This window comes from Chlamydia sp. (assembly GCF_017472245.1).
GTDB lineage: Bacteria > Chlamydiota > Chlamydiia > Chlamydiales > Chlamydiaceae > Chlamydia.
Genome location: NZ_JAFUQR010000004.1, coordinates 44,349 through 54,380 on the forward strand (window position 1 = coordinate 44,349; position 10,032 = coordinate 54,380).

A 10,032-nucleotide genomic window follows, 5' to 3' on the forward strand; every position below is an offset into this window, starting at 1 on the left:
TTGACTCCCCCATCAATTTTAGTGAGTAGCAATAGTAATCACGTCTTTATCTGCCTTGAGTTGTTTTTCTTCTTCTTTTGTCATTTCGAGCACTATATAAATTCTTCTCTTCGAATAGTCGACTTCATCAATTTTTTGAACAGTTAGCGCTACATCTTTTTCAAGATCAAGCGACATATCTCCGGGCTTGTCCCGTGGTTTTAAATGAGAATCGAGACCAATCAAGCTATAAAAGATATTAAATCCTTTTGTAAGCCTACTTGCGAACACATCATTTTGAGTTGTTGTTAAAGATACTGTGATGGCTTTTGCAGGAATTTTAACTATCATTCCTACTTTCAATTGATTACGTACCCATGAAGAAACTTCAGCCCTATAATATGTGATAGCACCTTTTAGCATATTCGCTGGGATATACCATTTAGGATTGGCGTCTCCTAAATGCATAGCTATTTCCATTAAATAGCTATCATATATCTGAGCCATTAGTCCAAAATCATCTACATTAGCTTTTTTAGCTCGTGCTTTAAGATCTGCTAATAATAAATCTATTTTTGAGTAAAACTGCTCTACAGACAGAGGATCATAACGCATTACCTGATCATTATTTGCAAATACTGATCGAGATCTAGATATCAATCTCTCATTAAGCATGAATGGACCCTGTATTTTAGGGAAATCTATCTCTAAATGAAGCAGAGCAGGGCCTGAGAACTGCAAAATAGTTCCTGTAGATTGAACTATTCTAGACACGTGTGGAGAAGAAAGTACTGTTTGAGCAAAAGCTAACGGATTTTGTTTAAAACCTTTAAATTTAATCACAAACGCTTGTGTTTGAGGAATTCTAAACAACATTCTAGTTACGTATAAATCCCCTGTAACAGGATCTAAGTAATAAGAAGCAACAGGTGTTGTTGGAAAAGGCAATCGATAATTTATTATAGAATCATCTAATAAAGATAGTTTTTCTTGAGGTTTTGGACCATTAGACAAGGGATCTATAGTATATGTTAATATACCTAGATTCATACCAAAAAATTTCATGGGGATTTGTAATTTATGATCCTCATTAAGAGTCATTTCTAGGATATGATCACCTTTACTATATTCATGGAATAAAACAGCAAGATTTAATGTCTCTTTTCCTAACTTGACATCAAGGTGGTCCCTATATGCAGGGTTAATCAAAGAATGAAATTTTGGAACAATTAGGGGTTTCGCCTCGTATTCCCAAGTTTGTTGTGAAATTTCACTCATATTTTCCACAAAAAAGTTTTTAAATGTGATTAAGATGCTACCAATACCTGCGGTTTGACGAACATAAAATACCTTGAGAAGTAGATCTCGATTCTGAACTTTTAACAGTCCTTGTGCATACATGAGCTGTCTGGACAGTTCCTCAGTTTCATCCTCTATAGAATAACGAATAAAATCTTCTAAATACAGAGACGTCGAAAATACATAAATTTCATCATAAAGTTTCCATTCTCTATAAGAGAATTGAGCTATTTGTTTTTGCTTGGCGTAAAGAATTTTGGGATCTAATCGACTGAAGAATAAAATATTCGTTCCTATATCAGTATTTTTATCATTGTCTGTAAAAATGAGATATTGAGATTGATGAGCTGGCGTTGTGATTCCAAATTCAACAAGATTTTTTGTAAAAATGATTTTTGATTTTAAGTCTTTCTTATAAGCTCCCGTAACGTGCCCTGACTGGATTTTCCCCACCATTTTAATATCCACATCTTCGCTATTTTCTATAACGAATACATGTTCGTTATTTCTTTTCTTCTCAGGTAGCATTAAAATAACGGTGTTATTAAGACTGCGTACATTTTCAGTTCGTTCTGGGACTATAGTTTTTTCATAATACAATACGTTCCATGAGTAAGGAAACTTAGATTTTGAAAGTTCTGTATCTATTTGCCCTAATCGAATAAATGTTTTTTCATTTATTTTTATCATTGTTTTTCTGGGCAGATTTTTATTCCAAATAGCTCTGACAGACAAGCGATGGTTTGATGAAGAAATTTCCAGATCTATTTGAGTTGGTCCCGATCTTTTAGCTAAAAGCATAGTCGGCACAATGGAGCTAGTATCAATAAGTTGAGGATGATTTAGATCGTCATCTGCTAAAATAAGCTCCATCTGAGGAGTGATTTCTGTACTATAATGTATAGTAGATAAAACATAAGAACAACCTTGAGATCCTTGTACAAAGGCTTTGATATCCATAGTTTGGGTTACTTCCAACGTTGAGAAAGGATCCGTGTAATAAATGATTTTCATCTCTTTCTTAAAAAAGAAAGCGAATCCCCTCTCTAAACTAAATTTAACTTCAGAAGTTAAGGACCAAGACCTTTTCTCTAGCCACTTAATAATCCATTCTGGGAAGCCAGTGCTTTCTGGATGTTTTTTTTGCCATTGAGGTTGATCACACTTTCTAATCCCCAAAGTTATTTGAGAATTTCTTGTATCATTATCAGCTTGTTCTGTAGCAACAGCAACCAGGCCATCTCCTAAACGAACTTCATAGAGATCTTTCCATTTAGAAAAATCTTTGCTCATATCTTCATTAGATACTTCAATTCCTGAAACCTGTTTTTCCAATAGCAGGGTATTACTAGCTAAACTTAAGCTATTTGGAATTGGTTTTAATTGAGATGCATCCATTTCTGTAATGAGAAGATGCTTCGTAGAATTGTTCGATAGAGTAATATTCAAAAAAGCATTCAGTGGGGGAACATAATACTCTACCTCACCTTGGCCAGAAACAATATTTCCTCCCCCAGGGCTAACATAGAACTTCGTGCTGAAATTCCCTATCAGAGTATCTTTACCCCCTCTTGATCCTACAATTGTATTAAATCCCATTTGGCGTATTTTAAGAATGCGTTCTTCCGTTCCATTAGGTCGAATTAATGGAACCTCTTGTTCTAAAGTTGTCAAATTAAAACGCACTCCAAATGGCTCAGGAATTGCTTTGAATGAAATTGTATTATCAACACTAGGATCTCCAGTCAAATTATAAAAACCTGCTCCACCTATTTGAACTGTGACTCCCCCTTTTCCGCCAACAATATTAATCTTATAGTCTTTATAAGACGCAGCATGATCTAAATTTTCTTTTAAATCTTTTTCTATAAGTCTTACAGGAATCACTGTTAAAGGATTGTTTCCTCCGATGACAGTACTTAATTTCTTTTTGGCTGTTAGAGGAGCTTTATAGTATCGAGAAGTAGCTTCCATAACTGCTTCTCTCCAAACAATGCTATTTGATAAATAAATGACTTCAGTTACGGCTTCGTAGGTAATTCCATACCCTAAAATAACTGTTCTGTAATCTCCTTTAGGAATGTCAGGAATATTACTTGGCCAAAAGCTGTTGGCGTGTCCTTGAGCCAGGGCATATGTAGGACTGATCCTATATGCATAACCGATCTTATCTCTGACCTCCCAATCCGTCCATCCTGCCTTATTTCCAATTCTCCAGTTAGCATTATAGGAGCGATCCCCACTGAGAATTGGAGGATTCTGCCTAAGATCTAGATGGAAATTTCCTAACACATAATTTCCAGAAAAGTCTAAAAGGTGCCTTTCCGGAAAAGCATATACAATATGTGCTCCTCCCTCGGTAAGAAACTTTTTATACTCTAGCCATTTCTCATGACGATCTTCCTTTAAAGCAACATTGCGAGCAATAGCACTCGCTCCCATACCAATAGCAGCTAAAGGGCCTGCAGCTAACATTAAAGAAGGCGCAACAACCGAACCAATCGTGACTCCTAAAGTAATGGTGTTAAAAGCCACATCCAAGCGAGCCGCCATACGATCTGGATGATTATCAGAATTTATAAGAGTTTCAACACTATCATAAAGATTCCATACTCCCAAGGCTGTTTCAAGAATTGGAAGCTCTAAGATCATTGCTGTTTTAGATAAAACTTTACCAACATTCCCCCCTGTTTTCACAGCAACTTTCTTTAATTGTTCTGCTAACAAAGTTTCCAAACGAAATCCGTCAATACCATGCTCTGTGATAAATTTTTTGGTACATACTTGGATGATTGCCCCTAAAGTCATCTCTGCAGTTTCTTTGACATCAAGCAAGAAATTTGCTACAGCTAAGGGAGATGATCCTTGCCCTTCTTGCAGCAAACGAAGATATTGGACTATAGACACTACGCTCATCCCTAGTTCTAAGTCCATAACTCCTGTGGATCCTAGTTCATTTAACATAAATCCAAACTGCCTAAAAGAAGCCACTAAAGCCCCTCCCTGTATCATTAATTTTGTGGGAGTCTTGTCTTTCTTTAGCTCTAAGACGATATTATCTTTGTCATCGATAGATACTTTTGAAACTGATGTATTAGAATCATCTAAATTATGATTTTTTAATTTTTTAGAAAGATCAAAGAAAAAATTTGTTAAAATACTTTTTGCTTGAGATGTTTTAGTCTTAATTAACTGCAGCATAGATGCTGAATCATCAGGAGTCTCTATAATCAAAGATCGGCTTACATGCTTTGTTCCCTCTTCTATTCCTCGTGTTTCTAATAAAATTAGAAGCAAAGATACAGTTTCTGCATCTAAAGCATGTTTAGAAATATAATCATCTAAGACATCTCCATTTAATTTCATTTGATCAAGATCTTTTTCAGAGGTATTTTCGTCTATTCTCTTATGATTGATGGAACCTCCGATTTTATATAACGTTTTCCAAGAAGTCCTTATTCTTTCTATGACTGTAGATCCCCTAGTCTCCATTTTTTCTAAAGTAATCGAGTAGTGATGCGAAAGAAGACCTGCATCTGTGGAAGAAAACCACGAATGCTTAGCTTCTGTAGAGGCTGCAAAATAGACTTTAAGCTGTTCTCTTATTGATTTTTTATCTGAAAGCCCATAACGAGCTTTGATTTTGGAAGAAGTTTGGACCATCTCTTCGATAAAATAGAGCGCCATAAGAATGGAAGGAAAATCAACATGGCCAAAGTTTGGATCCGTTACTCTAAAAAAGGAATCCATGAAATTCAATGTCAGAGTATGAGTGGGAGTGGTAATGAGTACACTTTTTATTTTTTCTTTTTCAAAAATATGTTGGAGGAATTCAATATTCCAAGGTTTTTCAGTAAGAATCCCTCGTTCTAACAAATTTCTATTCCCTTGATATTGCAGCCAATTGATTAAAGAAAGTGACCGATCGAGTAGATCTTGATCTGATTTTGTTAAAGGGAGATGCTCTCTTTCCTTTATTTGATATAAGGAAGAGATCGTTTCGATATTCCTTTGTAGAATTTTATAACTTTCTATAGTTTCTGCGGACATATACAGCATAGATAGCCCCATACAACGTCCTTCTGTTTCGTAAAAAAACGACTGAGGATGCGTTATTAAAGACTCTGCTCCGTAATGCGTGGCTAAATCAAGCCAAAGAGAAGAAAACTGCTGATAAAATTCTGGCCAAGATAATAAAGTGTATTTTGCTTGCTCAACAACAGATTGTGTTGTAGGGACTTCATGGGGAACAGAAAACAAGTCTTTATTGAGCCCCACACCATTATAGTCATAAGAATGAATCGCGACAGAATCTGTCATTGTAGTAACAAGAGGACGGCTAAAGTCTCCTTCTCGTTCAATAATCTTACCTATTCCTGGTAAAACGACTGTCATCAGTTTAGAAGATGCTTCTGCTAAGTGCAACTGATCTGAAAGAGTATTATGTACTTCTGTTAAGGATAAATATTTTTTTTCAGAAGACGCTTGAACGAGTTTATCTATATTTGCATCAAGCAAAAAACAAGACGCTCCTTTCGTTTCTAATAAATATTTTACAAAATCTTTCGTTAGTATCCCTAAATGGATGCGTCTATGAATTTCATATAAAGTCGATAAGTAGCGGGACATAGAGTATGAAGCACCATTAAAAAACCCTGGGCCCACACTTGTCATTGTACTTTCAGTTTCTCGCCCATTTTCCATTCCAAAGCGCATTCCCCAACCAGAAACATGTGTATCTATTGGTGGAGTAAGCAAATCTGCAGCATGATATCCTTTCAATTTTTCTTTTAATTTTTCAGGAATAGCATCAAATAGTTCTTGAGCTGAAGAGCTATCTTTCTTTTCTGCTAGCCAAGAATAAACCTTAGGAAGAACATCGTGCATAGTTTCATAGTCATCTCCTAAGGCAGTTTTGATGAATTCTACTAAGGTATTGGAAGGAGAAGGGAAAACGCTACCCTCTGAAAAAATTCCTGAAATCCCATATTCTGCAAGAAGATAACGGGAAATTTCAGCGAGATCTGAAAAAGCATACCCTTCTGTAGCTAATTTTAGAAACAGATCTGTCTCTTTAAGATAGTTATCCATATTGAGAATGAAGATCCTTTCATTCTCTGGTATCTTTTTAATAAATTCTTGGATTTTCTTAATAGGGTCTTCTATTCTTTTCTTAAATCCTTCTTCATAAAGCTGATCAAATAAATGGCTTCGTCGCTCATCAGGATGACGATCCGAATCCATCTCTTTCATAAACTCCATTACCTTTTTCTTTAGGTCTTTTGGAGACAATGAGGCCCATTGAGATAAGGTTTCTTCTAATCTTAGGTAAAAATAACCTGCTGTAATCTTTTCTTCGATTTTTATAACTCGTTCACTTAAATTCTTTTTTTCATAAATCGAAGACGTGATTGCTAATAATTTTTCTTGCTCACTAGAATTTAAAGCACCTAAACTATCCTTAGATTGAAGTTCTGCCCATTCTTTGAGTAGTGTTTGTTCTTCTTCGTTTAATGAAGTTTCTTCTAACGAAGAGATACTTTCTTTGACCAAACGCATCCTTTCTACTATCGATAACATATCCCTTAAAAACATGACCCGATCATTGATTGCGCTATGCCAAATAACAATTTGTGTTTGAGAGTGGCTTTGGAGATAAAGCTTTATGGATTTTTCCAGATCCAGATTGAAGTTATGATGTAAATTCAAGAATAAATTAACTTGGTTAGACACTGGAAATGTTGTCGCACGAATCAGATCTGCTAATTGAACTTGTAAAGAATATACGGAAGACCTAGCAGCAAAGTCGTTGCCTAGCTGATTAAAAACAACATACAGTTCCCTATCGAGATCCGCAAATTTCAAAATGTCAAAATTGGGATCCTCGATTAAAGTATTAAATTTATCGAGCAAATCTTTAGGCAAGTACTTTTTAGATTCCGCTTTCCATAATTTAGTAAAATCTGTTTTGTTTACCTTAGTACGAGTTACTCCTTTTGGAGCTTCCTTAGATAATTTTGAATCATCTGAAAATAATAATTCTGCTACGCATCTTTGTTTAACCCCACACCAAGTACTCTCGTCCGCAGGAGTCACATCATTCGCCCCAATGGTAACAGGATTTAGCCAATCAAACGTTTGCTCTCCTTCTACGGTAATTTTGTTATAAGCCCCCAAAAAAGCTTTTTTCCCCAACTTTTTCCCATCAAGGTAATCTTCTCCAATCGGCCCCAAATTACGAAAATATGCTTTCATCTCTTTCATAATTAAATCGGGGCCAGAAATTCCTAAGGTACTCAAGGCTCCAGCAATAATCGTATCTTGCCTAAAATTAGAAAATAGACTTCCCCCGAGGTAATTTTCGACAAGATGCCCTCCTATAACTGCTTTATGATCGAGATCTTTAAGATCATCAATTTTTTTAAAAAACTCTCCGCTGAGAACACTTTCTCGTAATCCTTTTAATTCATGATAAGCTCTACGCTGTCCTTCAATAACGGCATCTACAGTGGCACTATCTTTATGCGCCATCATTAAGCCGTTCAATCCACGTACATTCCAGCCTGTAGACCACTTATGATACCGTTGTAAAATTGGCATAAAATCTCGAACAGAATCCGGGGCCATCCTTTGAAATAAGGAAAAATTTTTCCCATCAGAAGATGCTTTCTCTGCAGTTAATTTTTCTTCAATTTTCTTTAAAAGCTCAGGAATTTTCCTTCTGTCGTCTCTTAACAGCTTCGATATATCGATATCCTGTTCTATCTGATCTATAGTAATACTCTTTTCTCCATTCGCCAATTTCAGGACTCCATCGGAGATAGCTCTTCTGATAGGTAATTCTTCAAAAAACCGGTTTCCCCCGACCTCATGGATCATATTTAAGACTTCAGGTGAATACTGAGGCATCATATCTAAGTCTGTGTAAATTCCCCCGTACTCCTTAAGCATATACATTCTGATTTGGTCTGATGCCGCAGGATAATTCCAACGTAAAAGCATCTCCATCTCATAGTTGTAGGTATTAATCCTATCTTTCATCGACTTAAGATCTCGAATGTCTTTGATGAAGACTTTTTTTGTACCTAGATCTGTGTTAACCTTATCAACAATGTCTTGGATTTTTTTCTTATTGGTTTCTATGAGCTTTGTATATTGCTTTATGTCTTCGTCAGGGAGCTTTAATTCATTTTTAAGATATTCTATGCGTGTTTTATCATTCGTAGTGCCAAGACCTTTTAAGATGCAGTAGTTAAAAAAACCATCTTGGGAAGTGACCATGTTTTTAAGAAACATAGCATCAAAATTTGCTCGAATTTCCTTGCTAATTTTTTGATATTGCTCAAAAAGAGCTCTCAGATCATTTTGATACCCTCTTTTTTCTTCACGTTCCCTAGCAAGTTCATATTTGACTTTGAGTTCATCATATTTTGTGACGAAATCTTTCACTTCTTGTGAAGTTATACTTCGCAACTCTCTGACAGCAGCATCAAAAGCGATTTTTTTCAATAAAGAGGAAAATTTAGCTGCGGCATATGCTTGATTGTCTACCCAAAAATAAAAGTCGAAATCATTATAAGCTTGAAGAAATGTTTTAATATATACGTCCGTCCCTTCAGGAGGAGCTCCTGCAATCCAAATCCCATGGAAATGCTTATCTATGTTCACACGATGCGAATTAAATTCTGTTTTAATCGTGGTCATTACCTGCTTAAACTCAGAAGTTTCTTCTGTAAGAGATTTTACTCGTATGTTGTTAAGAAAAATTGATTGTTTAACTAGCAGATCCTGTCCTATTCTAGAGTTTCTTTCTCCTAATTCTATGCTCAAACTTGTGTAACGACGGATTGCCTTTTTTAAATTATTTAAAGATGTTTGACAGCGCCGTATTTGTTCTGGAGATAGTTTTAGCTTCTCAATAATTGTTTCTGGTGTAAGATCATAGGGAGTATTTTGAACGGTTTCCTTATTTTCTACAGGAGAGCGCTTACGTCTAGATCTTGCAATAGCTTCTTTTGAGAGACTACCCTTGATTGCATCAGTAATTTTTGTAGATTTTAAAGAGTTTGTTGTTGAAAGAGACTCTTTAATTTCTTCTAGGGTTTCTGATTCAACAATCTTTTTATTATGAATATAGGAATCTGAAGTACTTTTCTTATTTTCGAGACTATTTGGAGAAGACGTTTTCTCATATTTAGCATTTTTTTGTTCTACAACTCGTTTTTTTCTAATTAAAGATTTCATATTGGGAATTTGATAATCTTTATTATCAGAAGAAATAGAGTCTTTTTTTATTTGATGATCTAATCCTTCTATTACATCTTTAATATCTGAAGGACTAGGCGTCTTTTTAAATGAAGGTAAAACAGTAGTATTTTTTATAATTTTCGCGGGGACAACGGCAGTAGGAAAAATTTGAGAAATCACTTGAGCTAAGTTAAAAAGGAAAGAAGTTTTCCAATTCCCTGAGTGATAAGAGGCAGAAGCTGAAAACGAGAAATTCTTGCTCTCCGTCATGTTGTAAAACTGATTTTGAAGTTGCTTCCCTATCCTAATGACATCTTCGGTTGTATGATTCTTAGTATTTTCATTTTCATAAGAAAAAAATTGACTCGCTTCAATGTAAGAAGAGTTCGAGCTGAATGACGAAATTTCAGAACGATTTTTAGATTTAGGGATATGAAAAATTTCTGGAAGCGTCACAAGATTCCTCTTTAAAAAAATTTTCAATTAGAAATCGAGGCGGAGCATACA

The 10,032-nt window shown here is 35.3% G+C and carries 1 protein-coding gene; it reads right to left on the reverse strand.

The window, feature by feature from the left end; translation table 11 throughout:
- Window positions 1-18: 18 nt before the first annotated feature.
- A complete protein-coding gene (locus tag IJ490_RS01085; protein WP_291891996.1) occupies window positions 19-9,981 on the reverse strand; it encodes a LifA/Efa1-related large cytotoxin in 9,963 nt (3,320 codons plus the stop codon).
- Between the last annotated feature and the right edge of the window lie 51 nt (window positions 9,982-10,032).